The sequence below is a fragment of the Mesorhizobium sp. W067 genome (genome assembly GCF_054719525.1).
Genome location: NZ_JBTTII010000001.1, coordinates 4888041 through 4906474, shown reverse-complemented (window position 1 = coordinate 4906474; position 18434 = coordinate 4888041). Strand labels below are relative to the sequence as shown.

Sequence of the window (18434 nt, the reverse complement as noted above, 5' to 3'; positions counted from 1 at the left end):
TGCTCAGTGCGGCGCTTCCTCCTGCGCCGGCACCTCCAGTTGATGGCGGTGCCCCGACAGCTCATAGCCGACAACGGTGACGGCCGGCGCTAGCGTGAGTAAGATGAGGCAGACCGCCATGTCGACGCCGGCAAGGGCGGCGATGATGGCAAGTGCGACGACCGCAGCCGTTCCCGCCAGCAGCCAGACATGGAGGGGATCGAAGCGCTGGACGAGATAATAATACAGCGCGTAGATGGCCCCCAGGAACACGCCTAGCGGAATGGCGACTGACAGCAGGGTCGCTACCGGGCCGTTATGGGTCTTGTGCTCGATGAAATAGGCCGCGACATGCAGCCCGGCGCCGGCGGCGACGATGGCAGCGACGATCACCATCTGGCCATAGCCCCAGACGAAGGAACGGCTGCGGTGCTGGTGCAGCACCGTCCCCGAGGGCAGCATGTAATAGACCCACCACATGCCGAAGGTGAGACCCATTCCGGCAATGCCGATCAAGGCGGCATCGAGGTTCCAGCCCTGCTCCTCGACCACGGCCGACAGCGTCGCCAGCGTGCCGACCACCCCTTCGCCCAGCGCGATAATGGCGAACAGGCTGTAGCGCTCGGCGACGTGATGCGCGTGCCAGGGCGTGCCGCCATCCCGGCGTTCGGCGATGACCGGTCCGGCAAGCTCGATGAGAAGCAGGACCGCGCCGAAAGCCAGGCTCGTCGCCAGCGAGAAATCGACCAGGATCTGCACCACCCAGCCGATCTGGGCGATCGCGATGGCGATGGCATAGGTGAGACAGGCACGCCGCCGCCCAAGGTCCTGCCGCGCCGCGCGCAGCCATTGGAAGATCATGGCGACGCGCATGATGACGTAGCCCAGCACCATGACCGAATTGTTGAGGTGTTCGCCATGCTCGATCGAGGCGAACATGCGCGGCAGGGCGATGGCCAGCACCAGCACGCCGATCATCTGCACCATGGTGACGAGGCGGAAGATCCAATCGTCGGTGTCATAGGCGGAGGAAAACCAGGAGAAATTGATCCACGCCCAGCAGATGGCGAAGCTGGCAAAGCCGAAGCCGATCAGCGCCGCCGCGTAGTTGCCCTCGGCAAGGGCGTGCGCCAGTTGCGCGGCGGCAAGGCTGAAGGCGGTGACGAAGGTCAGATCGAACAGCAGCTCGAGCGGCGTGGCGACGCGATGCGCCTCGTGAGGATCGCGCCCGGCCATGCGCCTGATGTGATGGTGGAGGGAGCTTGCTGGTGTGCTCATCGCGCGGCCTTGCCTGAGGGCTGTCCCGCGACACTAAAGGTGGAGCAAAAGCCGTCAAGGCGCGGCACGTCGTGCCGGTCCCCGCGGCTTTCAGATCGCCTGTCGGTTCAGTCGGTTCGCCGCCGTCTCGGCAACCGCATCGGCCAGCGTCATGCCCCATTGCAGCCGGCAATAGGCGCGGAAATCGAAGCAGGGCAGGCCGGGACAGACTTCGAACTCGATGAGGTGGGCATGATCGGTGGCCTCGACCCTGAAATCGATGGAAAACACGTCGCGCAGGCCAAGTCCGCTGACCAGCCGCTCGGCGATGCGGCGGATGGTTGCCGCGGCTGCCGGCTGGGTGTCGGCAACCGCCTCCAGCACCGGCTCGCTGTATAGTCCAGCCGCCTTGGCGGCCTCGCCGGTGTCGCCGTAAAGCGCCATCGAGTCCGCCATGGTCTGGAAATCGCCGCCGGAGTCGACGAATGCAACGCCGAGCGCTTCCGCCCCGGCATCCGTTTGCAGCCCAAGGAAGCTGGCGCGGACATTGCGACCGCCGACATAGGGCTGGACGACGACATCGTCGCGATAAGCGGCATAGACCCGCCGGCTAAGCTCCAGCGCATGGGCCAGGTCGTTGCAGCGTGAATCCGGCCAGATGCCTACCTTGGAGCCGAGCCGGTTCGGCTTGACGAACCAGCCGGCTTCCGAAGCTGGCGGGTCGGCCAGCCAGCGGCCGTCGCGGGCCAGGCCTGCCTGCGGCGCCGGCAGGCCGAGCGCGCAAAGCACGGCGCCGGAACGGAACTTGTCCTGGCAAAGCGCGAACAGCGCATCGTCGGCTCCGATGGTTCTAAGCCCATTCAGCCTGGCAAGTGCGGGCGCTGCAGCACCGCGGAAATAGGCAATGCCGTCGGTCAGCGTCCAGACCAGCGTGGTTGCGGGATCGGCCTTCGCCAGCGCGCTTGCCGCATCGTCGAGTGCAACCGGCATAAAGGCGAGGCCGCGCCGCCCGCAAGCGGCGGTGATTTCATCGAATTCGGGCGCGAGATCGGTCGATTGCGCCAGATAGGACGAGATTTCCAAGGCACGCTCGGCAGGAAAACCATCGGCGACCAGCCTGTCGAAACAGGCCTTTTCAGGCTCGTAGACGAGGATCAAGGTCGGGCGCGGCATGGGTCAAAGCTTCTCGGTGATGCAGCCACACCATCGCACGGCCAATGCGATCGGCTTGCGCGAAATCGACCCGCGCCCGCCGCCTGCACGACAACCGGTACGCTCAGGCGATGACCACGCGCGGCTCGAAGCGGCCGTTGACGGGGATGTCGAGCAGGAAGGTCATGCCGGCCTGTGGGTCGAGCTTGCGCTGCTTGTCGTCCTTGCCTTTCCAGGCCGAGGTCACCGCCAGCCGATCGGCCTTGGCCCCGACAAAGGCCGGGCACGAGGACTGCCCCGCCGGCACGGCAATTTCGCGCAACAATGTGCCGTCCGGCGCATAAGCCTTCACTGCCTTGCCGCCCCAGACCGCGTTCCACAGCACGCCGTCACGGTCGACAACCGAGCCGTCAACATAGCCCCGCGACGAGCGATGGTCGACGAACACTTTGGACTCGCCGATCGGCAGACCCGTCGCCGGATCGCAGGCGACGCGCATCAACAGGCCGGTCGAGGTATCGGTGTAGTAGGCGATCGTTCCATCCTGCGAGAAACAGATCGAGTTCGACACGGTGATACCGGTGTAAAGCGTGCGCAATTCTCCCTTGAAGAACCAGTAGATGGCGCCCGCGCCCTTCTCCTCACCCTTGCCCATCGTGCCGACCCAGAAGGCGCCACAAGGGTGGACGCGCGAATCGTTGGAGCGGGTCAGCGCATTGTCGGCCTCGATGGGCGTATGCAGCGTCAGCTTGCCGGTCGAGACGTCGCGGACATGCAGGCCGGTCTCGGTGGCGATGAGCTGGCGATTGTCATCGACAATGGCGATGGCGCTGGCCATCTGACCGAGCTCATGGACTTTCCGCGCGCCGGACGTGACACCCTGCTCCAGCAGCAGGCCGTTGACAATGTCGAACCAGAACAGCGTATCGGTGGCGGGATCGTAGCTCGGCCCCTCGCCGAGCTCGCAGACATGGTCCGAGAAAACCGAAACGTTTTCCATCATGCCGCTCCGCCGAACGCCGCATCCCAGGCCGTCACCGCCGCCTGCGCGCGCGAGGCCACCTCGTCGACGCTCATGCCGGGTTTGAACAGGCTGGAGCCAAGACCAAAAGCAGTCACCCCAGCGGCTTTGTAGCCGGCAAAGTCTTTGTCGGAAACGCCGCCGACGGCGCCGACCACGGTATCGGCCGGCAGCACGGCGCGCATCGCCGAAATGCCGCTGGGCCCGAGCACGCTTGCCGGGAAGAATTTTAGCGCCGAAGCCCCAAGCCTAATCGCCTGAAAAGCTTCGGTGGGGGTGAACACGCCTGGCATCGTCACCATGCCATGGTGCATGGCGCGGGCCATGACTTCGGCATCAATGTTGGGGCTGACCAGCAGCCGCCCGCCGGCCTTGGCGAGGGCGTCGACATCGGCTGAAGTCAACACCGTGCCGGCGCCGACCAGCGCTGTCTTGGGCAACGCGGTGACAATGCTGGCGATCGATGAAAACGGTTCCGGCGAATTGAGCGGCACCTCGATGGCTTCGATACCGGCGTCAAACAGCGCCTGGCCGATGGCAACCGCCTCGCTGGGTTTGAGGCCGCGCAGAATGGCGACAAGACCACGCTTGAGCTTCGGGAAGGGTGCGGTTTGGGTCACGCTATCACTCCACTCTGGTGGTCATTTGGCGATCATGCCATTTTCTCGCGCCGCTTCGATAAGCCCGGCACGCACCGCCTCGTCGGCGTCGACCGTCCTGACGGCAAGCCCTGCAAGGCCGAGCGCCTGCCGGTAGAGGGCTGCTAGCGACCCCGAGGCGACCAGCACGATTGCAGTGGTGCTTTCGCCATAGCGGCGGCCCGCCGAGGCGATCTCGCCGCCGATCAGCAGGCCGGACAGGCAAGCGGCGGCATCGTCGGCCTTGAGGTCCTGCAGCAGGCCGGCGGCGCGGATCGAGAACAGCCGCGAGGTGACATCGCCGCCCTCCGCCAAAGCCTTGCGGCACCATTCCTGGAAGAACGGATTGTCCGGAGTGACCGGCTTCGGGCTCTCGCCCAGCGAATGGCGCAGGATAGAGTGAGTGGCCAGCACCGAAAACAGCTCGCCGGTCGGCCAGGTGCAGAAGCCGTCGACCGCGCCGTCTTCGACCAGAACCCATTTCGAATGGGTGCCGGGCATGCAGACGAGATGGCGACCTTTTGCCGGCAAACCGGCGCCGGCAAGCTGGGTTTCCTCGCCGCGCATTACGTCCGGCGCATCTTCCAGCTGCTGCGCCAGGCCAGGCACGATGCGGATGTCGCGGCTCTGGCCGGGAATGCGGGCGGCCCCCGCGAGAATGGCACTGAGCGGCGCCGGCACGGTGACGTAAGGCGCTTCCAGCCAACCCTGGCGCGAGCCGGCCATGCCGCAGATGATGACCGGCAGTGTGTCAGGTGCGCCGAGCGCCGCCAGATGGCCCTCGAGGATGGTCGAAAAGCCTTTTTGCTGCGCGGTGATCAACCCATCATCGCCGCGACGCTCGGCAAGCACCCCGCCCGCCTCGTCGACCAGCCAGACCCGCATGCGGGTCGTGCCCCAGTCGACGGCGGCGACTGCCGGCGTGCCTTTTGCCGGATTTTGATTCACCGGGCTCACAGGAAACCCCCGTCGACGATCAACATCTGCGCCGTCAGCATACGCGAGGCGTCGGAGGCCAGGAACAGCACCGTGCCGACGATGTCGTCGGGCTGCATGACCTGCTTGATGCATTGCTTGGCGACATGGGCGGCGAGCCTCTCCTCGGTGACCCAGAGTTCCCTTTGCCGGTCGGTGATCACCCAGCCCGGCGCAACGGCGTTGACGCGAATGCCGTCGACGCCGAGCTTGCCGGCCAGCCCCTTGGTGAGGCCCAGAATGCCGGCCTTGGCGGCGGTGTAGGCCGGCATATCAGGATGGTTGATCAGATAGGAGGTCGAGGTGAAGTTGATGATCGACCCGCCGCCGGCCCGCTTCATGCCCGGCGCCACCGCCTGTGCGGTGAAGAAATGCGGGCGCAGATTGACGGCGAGATTGTTGTCCCAGAACTCGACGGTAACGTCGGCGACGTCGTGGCGTTCGTCCCATGCGGCATTGTTGACCAGCACGGTGACGTCGCCATGCGCCTCAGCCGCTTTGGCGGCCGAAGCGCGCAACGCCTCGACGTCACGCAATTCGGTCTTGAGGTAGAGCGGTCGCCGGCCAAGTTCTTTTTCGACGCGGTCGGCAAGCAGCGTGCTTGGGCCATCGGCGATGTCGATGAAGGCGACATGGGCGCCTTGGCGAACGAAGCCCTCGGTCAGTGCCGCACCAATTCCGGAACCGCCGCCGGTGATCAGCACCGAGGCTCCCCTGAGGTCGGCAAAATCGGCCGATGGCATCATATCTTCATCTCCCGGTCCGGTCGGCGCGCATCCTATCCAGCCAAGTCCGGGGAGCAAGGGCGAAGACGGCGATTTGATTGGCTTATGTCAGACAAAAGGCCGCAAGATGGCGGCCACAGTCGATCTTGGCTCGCGCCGCTGACTTGCTCGACGCAGGCCAGACCGCCGGTCAGACTGCCTTGGCGTAGAGGGCGCCGCGATAGGAATCGCGGAGGTAGCCGAGCGTGGCGTCGGCGTCGACCGGTTTGCCGAAGAGATAGCCCTGGCCGCCGGCGCAGCCGAACTGGACGAGGCGGTCGGCCTGCGCCTCCTCCTCGATGCCTTCGGCGACGACATCCATGCCGAGCCCTTCGCACATGGCCAGAATGGCGCGGATGATGTGTTCCGACGGTCGGTCGTCGAGGATCGAGGAGACGAAGGCGCGGTCGATCTTGAGCTTGTCGAAATGGAATTCGCGCAAGCGGCCGAGCGAGGACTGGCCGGTGCCGAAATCGTCGAGCGAGACGCGGATGCCGACGCGACGCAGGTCCTCGACGATCTTCTCGGCCGAGGCCGGATCGTTCATCAGGCCGGTTTCGGTGATCTCGATCTCCAGCCGTCGCGGATCGAAGCCGGTGCGGTCGAGGATCGACAATATGTGCAGGCCAGTGTTCTGGTCGACGAGCTGCGAGGGCGACAGGTTGAAGGACAGGAACAGGTCCTTCGGCCAGCTGCGCGCCGCTTCGGTCGCCTTGCGCAGCACCAGCTGCGATAGCGGGCCGATGATGCCGCGCTCTTCGGCGATCGGGATGAACACGGTCGGCGGCACCACGCCGAGGTCGCGATCGGTCCAGCGCGCCAGCGTCTCGAAGCCGATGGTGCGGCGGGTGGTCAGATCGACGATGGGCTGGAAATGCGGCTCGACCTCACCGGCCGAGACGGCGCGGCGCAGCGCCTGTTCGATGCGGGTGACGCGCTTGGCCGCCTCTTCCATTTCGCGGGTGTAGACGACGACGCGGCCACGGCCCGAACGCTTGGCGTGGTAGAGCGCCGTTTCGGCCTTGTTGACGAGGATTTCCGTGGTTTCGTCGCCGGAATAAAACAGCGAGCAGCCGACCGACGCCGAAAGCCTGGCGGTGCGTTCGCCGACATCGTAGGGCGCCGACAGGATTTCGATCATCATGCGCGACTTCTCGGCCGCCGCCTCCTCCGAGAACACCATCGGGTAGAGGAAGGCGAATTCGTCGGCGCCGATGCGGCAGACCGTAGAGTGGCTGTCCATCGAGGCGCGCAGCCGCATCGCCACCTGGATCAATATGTCGTCGCCGGCCTTGTGGCCGAACAGATCGTTGATCGGCTTGAAGCCGTCGAGGTCGAGAATGCCGACCGTGAACGGCGCGGGATCGTCTGCACGGTCGCTGATCAGGCGATCGACCTTGTCGAAGAAGCGGCGATGGTTGCCAAGCCCGGTCAGCGCATCGGTGAACGCCAGATCCGAGTTTTCCCTGCTTGCCTGCCCGGTGCCAAACGTCGTTTGCATCGGTATCCCTGTTTGTGACGCCCGAAATTTAGGCTGAGACTGGCAGCAAAGCGTTTAGGAAGCGTATCGCGAAATCGATTTTTCGCTGGCGAATGATGCTTTAGCGGACGCGGTAGAGTTCGACCGGGGTTCCGCGCGTTTCGGCCACCGGTTCGAGCCAATCGGGGACGCTTCCCTGCATCAGCCTGGCCAGGAAGCCTTGCGGCGCCTTGGCGGCAAGCATCTTGCTTTCGGCGCTGCCGCGGCAGAGCGCCATCAGGCCGACGTGGTGAGCCGCCGCGATCATCCTCGCCTGGTCCGCCGATCCGAGGAAGGCATCGAGCGCAAGCAGGTCGCCGGCGATGTTGCGATGATAGGGGCCGGCAAAGACGCGGTGCCCGGAATAGGCCAGGATGGGCGAGCCGAGATTGGAAATGGCAAGCACCGTGGTGTCCGGCAGCCGGGCCAACGCCGCGAAGGAGGCCTTGCGCTCGCAGGACGGATCGCTGTCGGTGTCCTGTGCCTCGACCGAGACCTTGTTGGCCTCGAATACGCTCGACGTCGCGGCGGCAGCACCGGCCCAGACGGCATTCACCGACACCACCCAGACCGCCGCCATGCGCAGCGATACGCTGCGCGCAGGGCTGATCCTCGCCCGTTCGCGCCAGCTTGCGATCCAGGCCGACAGCGGGATGGCGGCAAAGGCGATCGAGAATGTCGAGCCGCGGACCTGCCAGGCGCTGACGATGAAGGCGCCGACCAGCAAGGCGCCGACGAGGCTGTCCCGGCGGCGCCATGGTCCGCGCAGGCGAAGCGCCATCAGCGCGATCGCCACCAGCGGCGTGACATAGCGCGCCGCCAGCGAGGCCGGCTCATTGACGGCAATACTGAACAGCGACTGCGCCTCGTCGATGTGATCGAGCCACAATTCCTTGAGGCGCGGATCGAGGTTTGCGTAGGGAGCCGCAAGGCATTGCGGAAACAGCGCCACGACGACGGCGCCCAGCCCAAGCGCGAGCAGGGTAAGCGAGATCAGGCGGCGGCTGGCCGTGCCATTGGACACCGTGAGCGACGTCACGGCGGCAAGGCCCAGTCCGGCGATTGCCGCCACCACGAACTGCACAGCCGAGAAGGCATCGCACTGCGGCTGGCCCATGGCCGATGGCGGGATGGTGGTGACGAAGACCAGGGCTGAAACCCCGGCAAAGCCGAGACCGAAATCCCTGGCGATCCGGCGTTCGCCGCCGGGATCGACGACGAACAGCAAAGCGATGCAGGCGCCGATGGTGGCGACATAGGGCGCGGTTTCCATGCCGACGGCCAGCGTCAGGGCCGCACACAGCCCGGAAATCAGCGCCGCCCAGCGACGCGCCGGCGCCTCGAGCAGCAGGCTGAGGCTGGCCATGGTCAGCGTCAGCTGGACATTGTGATGATCGAGCGCACCCGGCAAGAAAATGCCGATGAAATGCAGCGCCGCCGCGCCGATGACGATAGCGGGCAGCACGGCGCCGACGCCGGCGAAGCTGCGTGCCGCACGGGCTGTAAAAAACACTGCCAGGCAAAACAGCAGCGACGGCCACAGCACCTGTGCGATCGCTTCGGCCATGGCCATGCTGCCGGTCAGCGCCGAGGCGGCGAGGATGATGGCGGCGAGCGGTGCGTCGACCAGCCGCGACCAGTGCATGACGAAACCGCCTTCCGGCCCCATCCTGTACTGATGCAGGTCGAACCAGCCCTGGCCGGCCAGCATGTCGCGAACCTCGACCAGCCGCAGCAGGCTGTCATTGTCGCCGCCGGCATTGCTCAATTCGCGAAAGCCCGTGGCGGCATTGACGGCCAGCACCACCAGCATGGCAAGCAGCGCCAGCGTCATATCGGACTTCCAGGAGGAAGCACCCGCCTTGGCTGCGTTCATCATCATGACCTTCGTCGGAAAGACTGCGGCCTTAAACCTAGCCTTAACAGCTTCAATAAATAGTAAAGTCGCCTGAGCGAGGCCGCATATGAGCGCGGCCGGAGGCTCCGCCGGGCGTCGGGAGACGGAAATGCCGCACGAAGTCCGCCATGAGCCGGCCATTGCCGTGCTCCTGCCTTGCTACAATGAGGAACTGACCATCGCCGAGGTGGTGCGGCGCTTTCGCGAGACGCTGCCATCGGCCGAGATCTATGTCTATGACAACAATTCGCGCGACCTGACGGCATTAAAGGCCCGCGCGGCCGGCGCCATCGTCATCCGCGAGCCGCGCCAGGGCAAGGGCAATGTCGTGCGGCGCATGTTCGCCGACATCGATGCGGACATCTATCTGATGGCCGATGGCGACGGCACCTATGCGCCGGAAGATGCCTCGCTGCTGATCAACATCCTGCAGACCGAGCGCTGCGACATGGTGGTTGGCACCAGGCGCGGCGTCACCGACGATGCCGGCCGTTCCGGCCATGCCTTTGGCAACCGCATCTTCAACAGCCTCTACAAGCGGCTGTTCGGCACCGACTTCACCGACATCTTCTCCGGCTACCGCGTCTTCTCGAGGCGTTTCGTCAAGAGCTTTCCCGCGGTTTCCGGCGGCTTCGAGATCGAGACCGAAATGTCGGTGCATGCCTCGCAGCTCAAACTGCCGGTGAGCGAGATCGCGCTCGATTATGGCCGCCGGCCTGAGGGATCGTCGTCGAAGCTGTCGACCTATCGCGACGGCGCCAGGATCCTGTGGATGTTCGCCATGCTGATGAAGGAGACGCAGCCGCTGCGCTTCTTCGGCGCCTTCGCGATTTTCTTCCTGGCGTCGAGCCTTGCCCTGATGACGCCGGTGCTGATCGAATTCGCCCAGACCGGCCTCGTGCCGCGCATGCCGACCTGGGTGCTGTCGGTCGGCCTGCTGCTGCTCTCGATGCTTGCGATGGTGACCGGATTGATCCTCGATTCGGTATCGCGCGGACGCGCCGAGCAGAAGCGCATTTTTTATCTCTCGGTGCCGTCGGGCCGGGTCGAACGGCGCGAACGCACTGGTGAAATCCCGAAGGCCGAACCGGGCAAGACGCCCCGGGCCGCCTGAGGCCGTGAGCCGGCTCGTCCGCTTCGTCCTGGCCGGCGGCGTTGGTTTCGTCGCCGATGCCGCGGCGCTCTGGCTGCTCTTGGCGGTGACGCCGCTCGGTCCCTTCGTCGCCCGTGTCCTGTCGATCGGCTTTGCGCTGTGCGTCACCTGGCAGATCAACCGGCACCTGACCTTTTCGCCGTCGAGCCGCGGCGTGGCGCAGGAGGGCGCGCGCTATGGCGGCGTCGGCATCGCCACCAGCATTGTCAACTATCTCGTCTACTGCGCCATCCTGTTCGCGCTGCCGGCAATGCCGCCGCTGGCGGCACTTGCCGTCGCCTCGCTGGTCGCCATGGCGCTGTCCTTCCTCGGTTACTCCCGGCTGGTCTTCGACCGGTAAAGGTCTGGGCCAAGCAAGCGCGATTGGCAGAAGCCGCCAAGTTCCGTATATCGGCGACTTGCCTTGCCGCAATTCCGGACGGAAAACCACTACGCACTTTTCCTGGACTTGCTCGACCCGCTGGAGACCAGAAGATGACCCTGAAGATCGCCGTCCAGATGGACCATGTCTCCACCGTCTCGATCGCCGGCGACACGTCCTTTGCGCTGTCGCTGGAGGCGCAGCGGCGCGGCCACCAATTGTTCCACTACACGCCCGACCGGCTGTCGATGCTGGGCGGCAAGGTGTTTGCCCGCATCGAAGAGATGAAGCTCCGCGACGAGAAGGGCAATCATTATACGCTGGGCGACAAGGTGCGCACCGACCTGTCGGAGATGGATGTGATCCTGCTGCGCCAGGATCCGCCCTTCGACATGAATTACATCACCACCACGCATATTCTGGAGCGCATTCACCCGAAGACATTGGTCGTCAACGACCCGGCCTGGGTGCGCAACAGCCCGGAAAAGATCTTCGTCACCGAATTCCCCGATCTGATGCCCGAAACGCTGATCACCAAGGATCCCCAGGAGGTCGCGGCCTTCCGCAAGGAATTCGGCGACATCATCGTCAAGCCGCTCTATGGCAATGGCGGCGCCGGCATCTTCCATCTCAAGGAAGACGATCGCAACCTCGCCTCACTGCTCGAAATGTTCGCCCAGCTGTCACGCGAGCCGTATATCGTCCAGCGCTATCTGAAGGATGTGCGCAAGGGCGACAAGCGCATCATCCTGATCGACGGCGAGGCGGTCGGCGCCATCAACCGCGTGCCGGCCGACCACGATTCTCGCTCCAACATGCATGTCGGCGGCCGCGCCGAAAAGACTGAGCTGACGGAGCGCGAACGCGAGATTTGCGCCCGCATCGGCCCGTCGCTGAAAGAGCGCGGCTTCATCCTGGTCGGCATCGACGTGATCGGCGACTACATGACCGAGATCAACGTGACCTCGCCAACCGGCGTGCGCGAAGTGCAACGCTTTGGTGGCGCGGATATCGCCAGCCTGTTCTGGGACGCGGTAGAGGCGAAGCGGCGGAATTTGGCCGCGTAGTGTGCGTTGCTACGGAGGACTTTGGTGGGTCCAGAGAAGCATCGAAAGATGCTCTTTATCGGGTAAGACTGCCGAGCAAGCGGCTCATCAAATCAAACTATGTCCCGGAAGCGCCGAGGCCTCAGTTTCGGAGGAAGGAGACCGATAAGTCTGGTCTGCAATTTTCGCTGTGGTGTTGCCCAGTCTTTCAGCAGAAAACCCGCATCGGAGTTCTTTTCCAGCAATGCAAAAGCCGCAGACAGTCCGATCAGGTCGACCAAGGTCCTGCGCATTGAGTGGCGGGAGATTAAATGCGCCAGTCCCGGCGCCACTTCGCACCAACGATTGGCCAGTGCCCGCCGTATCGCTATTTCAGTATCAGGCGACATCCTGCCGAGGCCAACTCCGGTACCCAGGATGCGCCCGTCCGCCCAGCCATTGCCGCCGTGAAGCCGATAACTGCCAAGAGCCCGCCCAATCCTCACGGTTCCGCCGATCATATGGGCGGCACGAGCCATATAACCATCGGCACATATCTTTATTTCGTCCGGATCGGATGGACGCATGATTTCAAGCGGAGCTCGACGAAACATCATCCCCGATGTGGTTGACCAAAACCAACCCACGGTACCCCGATCAATAAATAATAATGTCGGGTCAGCTTCGGTGTCGACATGCAGGTAGCCGCTCATTTTCGGCATCGATCGCGGGTCGTTCAGGTGGAATACGGGATGACCGCCCGCAAGCAGGTTGCCGGCCGTATCTATCACCACCTCATCGGAGCTCGACATTGCCGCGATACGGTTTGGCTGAGATGCGCTCTCACATGGCATTCTATGAAGTCAGGATGCCAAGCATCGTCACCGTCAAGAAAGGAGATCAGGGGCCCGGCTGTCGCGTCAAGCCCGGTCATCATTACTGTCAACTGCCCGCCATTTTGCAGTCGGGGCAGAAAGCGGAAACGACTGTCGCCAAGCTGGGACAGACACTCTTCAATCCTTCGGCGGGAACCGTCGGTCGAAAAATCATCGACCACCACGCATTCGAACGCAGTGTATGTCTGCGCCGCTACGGATCGGATCGCAGTGTCGATGAATGCCTCTTGATTGAAACAGCCTACGCAAACGGATACGGTTGGTAGCGCGATGTGAGAACCAGCTCCGCTTGGGACGATGTTTTCTTTCAAGAGGCGCTTCTCCGTACACCAGTTTTGATCGCCTGAGATATTCCGTCGATCAAATGGCGGTGTTTCTTTGCCAAATTTCTCTCTATCGAAGCGAGTTTTTCTCCGCACTCAAGATCGCAATTGCCGCATGTTGACCCTACAGCACGGGTATCGCCCTCCTACCAAATTCGAGATTGTCAGAGCCATGCTGCGTCATGGCCACAACCTCAGAAAAGGGCACCCTTCCGCGAAGTCGCAACCTGCTCTTCAGGCCAGTTTGCTGTCGGACGATCCGTTCATATCCTATTCGGGAATGTCCGGTACGCCGCTCGGATTAGCAAGTCATATGCCTTTCCGTCCACGCAGCCACCGCGCCTGGTTTCTCATCTCGCCAACCTGGTCCATCGAAAACAGTGCTAGCGTCAAAACCATCCGGACCTATGCCGTTCTGCATAGACTCAAGAACCCCCGTCACTCGCTAATCTTCCTATCCAACACTCAGGCAGAGGCTGATCTGTTGAACCAGTCCGGCGAGGCCGCCGTCCTGCACAACAAGACGTCAACAACCTCCGAACACATATTCAGGCCTCTCGATGACGTCCCTGTAGAATTTGATGCAATCTACAATGCGCAACTGGCTCCGTGGAAGCGCCATGACTTGTCGCTTGGCATCCAGCGTTGCGCATTTGTCTTCTATCGAGATTCAAGCGGATCCTCCACGACGGAGTCGGAAAGAGCGCGAATAAATCGGCATAGGGAGCTCGCGCCGCATCACGTCTTTATCAACGAGTTTGACGGCACCGGCAAGCCTGTCCGATTGGCACCGGCTCAGGTGAACACGCATCTAAATCGTGCAGCCGTGGGAATCTGTCTCTCTCACCTTGAAGGACCAATGTTCGCAAGCACGGAATATCTTCTCGCGGGGCTTCCAGTGGTCACGACGCCGAACCATGGCGGCCGAGACCTTTATCTGGATGATGACTATTCGCTTACAATTCCACCCGATCCTCGATCCATCGCGGAGGCTGTCTTAGCGCTGAAGGAGCGACGAATTCCCCGGGATTACATTCGTTCGCAAACTTTGAAACGAATCGAACGAGACCGCGGGCGGTTCATAGACCTTGTAAACGAGATTTTTCTGGAGAGCGGCTCTTCGCGCCGGATCGCCCTGCCTTGGCCTTTCAGATATCCTGTCATGGAGTGGCTTCCACCGCAGGTCGCGATCGATCGATCGCTTTCAGGTTCGGTCGATGCCTTCATCACCGCTTAGAAGCAACACCCTCAGATTGCCGAAGGGCCTAGTCGCCTTGTTAACGCGGTCGAGGAGGCGGAGCAGCCGTTCCATTTTGCTCAACCACCTTCCGTTTTTGCAACCGGCACAGCGCGCTGCAACCACAACGAATGCATGTTCCTGTAATGTTCTTGCCTTGGCCTGAAATCTATGGTTGTCTTGTCCTGACGTCGCTCGCGGTCTGAACCACAAGGCCGAGGCGAGCTGATATCCGGGGGCAGAGCAAGATGGTGGCGCGGGTTCGCACGGTTGCTTTCCAGGGCATCGAGGCCGTACCGGTCGATGTCCAGGTGATGATCGCGCCGGGCAAGGTCGGCATGCAGATTGTCGGCCTGGCCGACAAGGCGGTGGCCGAAAGCCGCGAGCGGGTGCAGGCGGCGCTGCACGCTTCGGGCCTGTCAATGCCGTCGAAGAAGGTGACGGTCAACCTGGCGCCTGCCGACCTGCCCAAGGAAGGGAGCCATTACGACCTGCCGATCGCGCTCGGCCTGATGGCGGCACTCGGCGCCATTCCGGGCGATATGCTGGCGTCTTATGTCGTGCTGGGTGAATTGTCGCTCGACGGCACCATTGCCGCGGTGGCCGGCGCGCTGCCGGCGGCGATCGGCGCCAATGCCGAGGGAAAAGGCCTGATCTGCCCGTTCGGCTGCGGGCCGGAAGCGGCCTGGGCGGGCAAGGATTTCGACATATTGGCGCCGCGCAGCCTGATTGCCATCGCCAATCATTTTCGCGGCACGCAGGTGCTGTCGCGGCCCGAGCCCGGCATCCATGTCTCGGCCCGCGACCTGCCCGACCTTTCAGACATCAAGGGCCAGGAAAGCGCCAAGCGGGCGCTGGAAGTGGCGGCGGCCGGCGGCCACAATCTGTTGATGGTCGGGCCTCCCGGCTCGGGAAAATCGATGCTGGCGCAGAGGCTGCCTTCAATTCTGCCGCCACTGGCACCGAAGGAACTTCTTGAAGTCTCGATGATCGCCTCGGTGGCCGGCGAGCTCGGCGAAGGCAAGCTCACCGACCGGCGGCCGTTCCGCGCCCCGCACCATTCGGCCTCGATGGCGGCAATGGTCGGCGGCGGCATCAGGGCGCGGCCGGGCGAAGTATCGCTTGCCCATAACGGCGTGCTGTTCCTCGACGAGTTTCCCGAATTCACGCCGCAGACCTTGGATGCGCTGCGCCAACCGCTGGAGACCGGCGACTGCATGATCGCGCGCGCCAACCACCGCGTCACCTATCCAGCGCGCATCCAGCTGGTGGCGGCGATGAACCCGTGCCGTTGCGGCATGGCCGGCGAGCCCGGCTATCGCTGCCTGCGCGGCGAACGCTGCCGCACCGATTACCAGGCGCGCATCTCAGGCCCGTTGCTCGACCGCATCGACCTCAGGATCGAGGTACCGGCGGTCTCGGCCGCCGACCTGATCCGGCCCGACCGAGCGGAGAAAAGTGCAGCCGTCGCCCAGCGCGTGGCGCGCGCCCGCACCATCCAGCGCGAACGTTTCGAGCGGCTGGGCGTTACCAGCGCCACCACCAACGCCCATTGCTCGCCTTCTGTTATCGAGGACATCGCCGCGCCGGACGCAGCAGGCCTGTCGCTGCTGAAAGACGCCAGCGAGAAACTCGGCTTTTCTGCGCGCGCCTATCACCGCGTGCTCAAAGTGGCGCGCACACTGGCTGACCTCGACGCCAGCGAAACCGTCGGCCGAATTCACCTGGCCGAGGCGATTTCCTACCGCATGATGTCGGAGCGCGTGGCGCAGGCGGCGTAACGCTCCTCCTTGAGGGGAAGGTGGCCCCGAAGCGGCAGGGTGGGGGTCGCCGAAGAATGGTCGATCTTTTTGGAGCCGAGCCGAGAAGGGGCCTCTGCAATGACATTGCTTGTAGTGTCGTCCGAAGGGAGTCGCCGCACTTCACGCAGGACCCCACCCGGCCCTTCGGGCCACCCTCCCCTCAAGGGGGAGGGAAACGCAGGCGCTAATTCGCCCGCTCTTTCGCCTTCAGCTCCAGCCTCCGCGCGTGCAGCACCGGCTCCGTATAGCCGTTCGGCTGCTCGCGACCCTTGAACACCAGGTCGCAGGCGGCGTGGAAGGCGATGGAATTGTCGAAATCGGTGGCCATCGGGCGGTAGAGCGGGTCGCCGACATTTTGGAGGTCGACGATCGCTGCCATGCGCCGCAGCGAATCCATCACCTGAATTTCGGAGCAAACCTTGTGGTGCAGCCAGTTGGCGATGTGCTGCGAGGAGATGCGCAGCGTGGCGCGGTCTTCCATCAGGCCGACATCGTTGATGTCGGGCACTTTCGAGCAGCCGACGCCCTGGTCGATCCAGCGCACGACATAGCCCAGAATGCCTTGCGCATTGTTGTCGAGCTCGCGCTGGATCTCGTCGGGGGTCCAGTTCGGCCGCACCGCCACCGGCACCGACAATATATCATCGAGCTTCGCCTTCGGCCGGCTCTTCAGCGCCGCCTGGACGGCGTGGACATCGACCTTGTGATAGTGCGTGGCGTGCAGCGTCGCCGCTGTCGGCGACGGCACCCAGGCGGTGTTGGCGCCGGCCTTGGGATGGGCGATCTTCTGTTCCAGCATCGCCGCCATCAGATCCGGCATCGCCCACATGCCCTTGCCGATCTGGGCATGACCGGCGAGCCCGCATTCGAGCCCGATGTCGACATTCCACGCCTCATAGGCGGAGATCCAGGCGGCCTGCTTCATGTCGCCCTTGCGGATCATCGGCCCGGCTTCCATCGAGGTGTGGATCTCGTCGCCGGTGCGGTCGAGGAAGCCGGTGTTGATGAACACGACGCGCTCCTTGGCGGCGCGGATCGCCTCCTTCAGGTTGACGGTGGTGCGCCGCTCCTCGTCCATGATGCCCATCTTGATGGTGTTTGCCGCCATACCGAGCAGCGCTTCGACGCGGTCGAAAATCTCGACTGCGAAGGCGACTTCCTCCGGCCCATGCATCTTCGGCTTCACCACATACATCGAGCCCGTGCGGGAATTCATCCGACGCCCGTTGGCGCCGACATCGTGCAGCGCGATCAGCGCCGTCATCGCCGCATCCAAGATGCCTTCCGGCACCTCGTTGCCATCGCGGTCGAGGATGGCCGGATTGGTCATGAGGTGACCGACGTTTCGCACCAGCATCAGCGAGCGGCCAGGCAAGCTCAGCGCGCCACCACTGGGCGCGGTCCAGGCGCGGTCCGGATTGAGCTTGCGCGTGAAGGTTTTGCCGCCCTTGCTGATTTCCTCCGCCAGATCGCCCTTCATCAGGCCGAGCCAGTTGCGGTAGACGATGACCTTGTCCTCGGCATCCACCGCCGCGACCGAATCCTCGCAGTCCTGGATGGTGGTCAGCGCCGATTCCAGGATCACGTCGGCAATGCCGGCCGGGTCGGTGCGGCCGATCTGGTTGGTGCGGTCGATGAGGATCTCGATGTGCAGGCCGTTCTGGACCAGCAGGATGGCTTCCGGGTTGGCACCGTCGCCGCGATAGCCGGCAAATTGTTTCGGGTTGGCCAGCGTGGTGCCGCCGGCGCCGGCGCCGAGCCGCAAGGTGCCACCCGAAACCGTCAGCCCGTTCACGCCGGCCCATTTGCCCGAGGTGAGCGGCACGGACTCGTCCAGAAAACTCCTCGCCCAGGCAACCACCTTGGCGCCGCGCACGGGGTTGAAGCTTTTACCCTTCTCGGCGCCACCGGTCTCGGCAATGGCGTCGGTGCCGTAGAGCGCATCGTAGAGCGAGCCCCAGCGGGCATTGGCGGCGTTGATCGCATAACGCGCATTCATCACCGGCACCACCAGCTGCGGCCCGGCAACGCTGGCGATCTCGGGGTCGACATTGTCGGTCGACACGGAGAAGGCCAGCCCTTCGGGCACGAGATAGCCGATCTCACGCAAGAAGGTTTTGTAGGCCTCCATGTCGATGGCCGCGCCATTGGCGCGGTACCAGGCGTCGATCTGTTCCTGCATGGCGTCGCGTTTGGCCAACAGCGCCCGGTTCTTCGGCGCGAGATCATGGACGATGGACGAAAAGCCGTTCCAGAAGGCGTCGGCGGCAATACCGGTCCCCGGCAGCGCTTCGCCGACAAAGTCATGCAGTTCGCGGGCAATCCGCAATCCGGCGATCTCGACGCGATCGGTCATCAGGGCTTCTCCAGATGAAAGGCTTTGCGGCCTTTGGCATGTCAGGGGTGAAGGGTCAATTCAGCTTAGGGTGAAGGCG

16 protein-coding genes are annotated in these 18434 nt (G+C 63.8%); 5 read left to right on the top strand and 11 right to left on the bottom strand.

Annotated elements, in window-relative coordinates; genetic code table 11:
- Nucleotides 1–3 precede the first annotated feature (3 nt).
- From ACYG97_RS23985 to ACYG97_RS23950, 8 genes are all read right to left on the bottom strand, one after another.
- A complete protein-coding gene (locus ACYG97_RS23985; RefSeq protein WP_031261969.1) occupies nucleotides 4–1257 on the bottom strand; it encodes a low temperature requirement protein A in 1254 nt (417 codons plus the stop codon).
- Nucleotides 1258–1347: 90 nt separating this feature from the next.
- Nucleotides 1348–2409, bottom strand: a complete 1062-nt coding sequence (locus ACYG97_RS23980; RefSeq protein WP_023732772.1) for a D-alanine--D-alanine ligase family protein — start codon at nucleotides 2407–2409, stop codon at nucleotides 1348–1350.
- Nucleotides 2410–2512: 103 nt separating this feature from the next.
- The gene (locus tag ACYG97_RS23975) at nucleotides 2513–3388 is read right to left on the bottom strand and encodes an SMP-30/gluconolactonase/LRE family protein (RefSeq protein ID WP_031261970.1); all 876 of its coding nucleotides are present in this window, start codon (nucleotides 3386–3388) and stop codon (nucleotides 2513–2515) included.
- Nucleotides 3388–4029 (bottom strand): 2-dehydro-3-deoxy-6-phosphogalactonate aldolase, encoded by a 642-nt coding sequence (locus tag ACYG97_RS23970; RefSeq protein WP_023732774.1) that lies wholly within the window; start codon nucleotides 4027–4029, stop codon nucleotides 3388–3390. Before ACYG97_RS23970 ends, ACYG97_RS23975 begins: the two co-directional genes overlap by 1 nt.
- Nucleotides 4030–4050: 21 nt before the next feature.
- The gene (locus tag ACYG97_RS23965; protein ID WP_031261971.1) at nucleotides 4051–4995 is read right to left on the bottom strand and encodes a 2-dehydro-3-deoxygalactonokinase; all 945 of its coding nucleotides are present in this window, start codon (nucleotides 4993–4995) and stop codon (nucleotides 4051–4053) included.
- Nucleotides 4996–5000: 5 nt separating this feature from the next.
- On the bottom strand, nucleotides 5001–5768 hold the full coding sequence (locus ACYG97_RS23960) for an SDR family NAD(P)-dependent oxidoreductase (RefSeq protein ID WP_023732776.1): 768 nt from the start codon (nucleotides 5766–5768) through the stop codon (nucleotides 5001–5003).
- Between the two features lie 169 nt (nucleotides 5769–5937).
- Nucleotides 5938–7287 (bottom strand): putative bifunctional diguanylate cyclase/phosphodiesterase, encoded by a 1350-nt coding sequence (locus ACYG97_RS23955; RefSeq protein ID WP_023681311.1) that lies wholly within the window; start codon nucleotides 7285–7287, stop codon nucleotides 5938–5940.
- A gap of 100 nt (nucleotides 7288–7387) precedes the next feature.
- The gene (locus ACYG97_RS23950; protein WP_023732777.1) at nucleotides 7388–9187 is read right to left on the bottom strand and encodes a hypothetical protein; all 1800 of its coding nucleotides are present in this window, start codon (nucleotides 9185–9187) and stop codon (nucleotides 7388–7390) included.
- Nucleotides 9188–9311: 124 nt separating this feature from the next.
- Between ACYG97_RS23950 and ACYG97_RS23945 the strand changes: the two genes are divergently transcribed.
- The 3 genes from ACYG97_RS23945 to gshB all read left to right on the top strand — a co-directional run bounded on the left by ACYG97_RS23945 (nucleotide 9312) and on the right by gshB (nucleotide 11783).
- Nucleotides 9312–10316, top strand: a complete 1005-nt coding sequence (locus ACYG97_RS23945) for a glycosyltransferase (protein WP_023732778.1) — start codon at nucleotides 9312–9314, stop codon at nucleotides 10314–10316.
- A gap of 4 nt (nucleotides 10317–10320) precedes the next feature.
- A complete protein-coding gene (locus tag ACYG97_RS23940; RefSeq protein WP_023732779.1) occupies nucleotides 10321–10695 on the top strand; it encodes a GtrA family protein in 375 nt (124 codons plus the stop codon).
- Nucleotides 10696–10829: 134 nt separating this feature from the next.
- Nucleotides 10830–11783 (top strand): glutathione synthase, encoded by a 954-nt coding sequence (gene gshB, locus ACYG97_RS23935; RefSeq protein WP_023673181.1) that lies wholly within the window; start codon nucleotides 10830–10832, stop codon nucleotides 11781–11783.
- A gap of 92 nt (nucleotides 11784–11875) precedes the next feature.
- Here the strand turns inward: gshB and ACYG97_RS23930 are convergent, their stop codons facing one another.
- Both ACYG97_RS23930 and ACYG97_RS23925 read right to left on the bottom strand, forming a co-directional pair.
- A complete protein-coding gene (locus tag ACYG97_RS23930) occupies nucleotides 11876–12454 on the bottom strand; it encodes a glycosyltransferase family protein (RefSeq protein ID WP_156937159.1) in 579 nt (192 codons plus the stop codon).
- A 74-nt stretch (nucleotides 12455–12528) separates the two neighbouring features.
- On the bottom strand, nucleotides 12529–13056 hold the full coding sequence (locus ACYG97_RS23925; protein ID WP_084023689.1) for a glycosyltransferase family 2 protein: 528 nt from the start codon (nucleotides 13054–13056) through the stop codon (nucleotides 12529–12531).
- Nucleotides 13057–13132: 76 nt separating this feature from the next.
- Here ACYG97_RS23925 and ACYG97_RS23920 point away from each other — a divergent pair, with 76 nt between their 5' ends.
- Both ACYG97_RS23920 and ACYG97_RS23915 read left to right on the top strand, forming a co-directional pair.
- Nucleotides 13133–14197 carry a glycosyltransferase gene (locus ACYG97_RS23920; protein ID WP_156937160.1) on the top strand — a complete coding sequence of 355 codons (1065 nt, stop codon included), beginning with the start codon at nucleotides 13133–13135 and terminating at the stop codon, nucleotides 14195–14197.
- 248 nt (nucleotides 14198–14445) lie between these two features.
- Complete coding sequence (locus tag ACYG97_RS23915) at nucleotides 14446–15978, top strand: YifB family Mg chelatase-like AAA ATPase (RefSeq protein ID WP_023701949.1); 1533 nt, start codon at nucleotides 14446–14448, stop codon at nucleotides 15976–15978.
- Between the two features lie 205 nt (nucleotides 15979–16183).
- Here ACYG97_RS23915 and ACYG97_RS23910 read toward each other — a convergent pair whose 3' ends face one another.
- Nucleotides 16184–18355: a malate synthase G gene (locus tag ACYG97_RS23910; protein WP_023732780.1), complete on the bottom strand. Its 2172-nt coding sequence runs from the start codon at nucleotides 18353–18355 to the stop codon at nucleotides 16184–16186.
- Nucleotides 18356–18434: the final 79 nt, after the last annotated feature.